Here is a 1439-nt window from a genome sequence, read left to right on the forward strand (position 1 = left end):
GGCTCATCGTATTTGAGCGTGTAGCAGTGGCCTGAATCCGCCAGTCTCGAGCAAACTCCTGGCGATGTAGTTGGTCAGGTTCCGGAAGCCCAGCGCGGTGCCGCGGAGATGCTCGAGCCGGCCGTTGATCGCTTCGGTCGGCCCGTTCGAGGTGCCGGGGTGATCGAAGAACGCGAGGATGTCGCCCGCTCGCTTCTTGATCGTGCGTCCGAGTGTGACCAGCTCGGGCAGGTCCTTCGGAACGCCTGCGGCGAGCTGGGAGATGACGCGCTCGAAGATTTTCCTCCCCTTGCCCGGCTTCTTGTGCCGGTAGGCGGCGACGGCGCGCTGGTAGATGTCCCAGGCGATCTCGACGGCGACATGATCGGGATGTGCGTCGAACACGGTCTCGAGCTTCGCGAGCTGGTGCTGCTTGAGCAGCCCGAGCCCGGTGCGCAACAGGCGTCGACACCCGTAGAGCGGATCGCCGGCCCTCCCGCGATGCCCGAGGGTCTCCTGCTGAACGCGTTGCCGGGTCTTGTCCAGCGCGTCGCCGAACAGCTGGACGACATGGAACGGATCCATCACGGTCGTCGCGTCGGGGATCTCTTCACTGGCGGCGGTCTTGTAGCCGGTGAATCCGTCCATCGCGATGACGTCGATCCCATCCCGCCAAGCGTCGGGGCGTTCGGCGAGCCAGGTCTTGAAAGCGTTCTTCGACCGGCCCGTGACCATGTCCAGCAGTCTCGCCGGGCCCGTCTTCTCGCGGACCGGGGTGAGGTCGATGATGACGGTGACGAACTTGTCGCCGAGATGTGTATGGCGCCAGACGTGTTCGTCGACGCCGATCGTGGTGACTTCGTCGAAGCGCGACGGGTCATCGATGAGGAGCCGCTGTCCCTCGGTAAGGATCGCGTCGTTGGCGGTGTGCCAGGACACGTCCAGCGATTCGGCGATGCGGGCGACGGGGAGGTGCTGACACACGAGTGCTTCGAGTGCCCAGCGCAGACCGCCGTGGGTGAGCTTGCCGCGCGTCGGCGCGGCCGTCGTGGTGTCTTCCTGCCAGAACAGTCCGCAGGTCTCGCAGCGGTAGCGACGGACGCGGAGCACGAGCGTGGTGGGGCGGTTCCCGAACGGGACGTGAGCCAGGCGCCGCACCTGTGTCCCGCGCGGGGTCGCTTCCGCGCCGCAGCTGCGGCAGAACGGGTCGCGATCGGTGACGCGGCACTCCAGGGTCGCGCCAGCGTGCATGAGCGTGAGGCCCGTGACGGTGAGGCCGTGGTCGTCGAGGGCGGTGAACACAGTCAGATCGGGGTCGCCGAAGGTAGCGTGGTGCACGTCGAGGTCTTCCGGATGGTGAGCTTAGGAACTTCCATCCTCGGGAGGCCTCGACCTCTCTCACGGGACCGCCACGCGCACGTCCTCCCGGACGGGCACTACACGCTCAAATGCGAAGAGCC

Annotated in this window: 1 protein-coding gene; it reads right to left on the bottom strand. The window is 66.6% G+C overall.

Annotated features, from left to right (window positions below; translation table 11 throughout):
• Window positions 1-3: 3 nt before the first annotated feature.
• Window positions 4-1317, bottom strand: a complete 1314-nt coding sequence (locus G510_RS0113325; protein ID WP_029154007.1) for an ISL3 family transposase — start codon at window positions 1315-1317, stop codon at window positions 4-6.
• Between the last annotated feature and the right edge of the window lie 122 nt (window positions 1318-1439).

Source organism: Microbacterium gubbeenense DSM 15944 (assembly GCF_000422745.1).
GTDB lineage: Bacteria > Actinomycetota > Actinomycetes > Actinomycetales > Microbacteriaceae > Microbacterium > Microbacterium gubbeenense.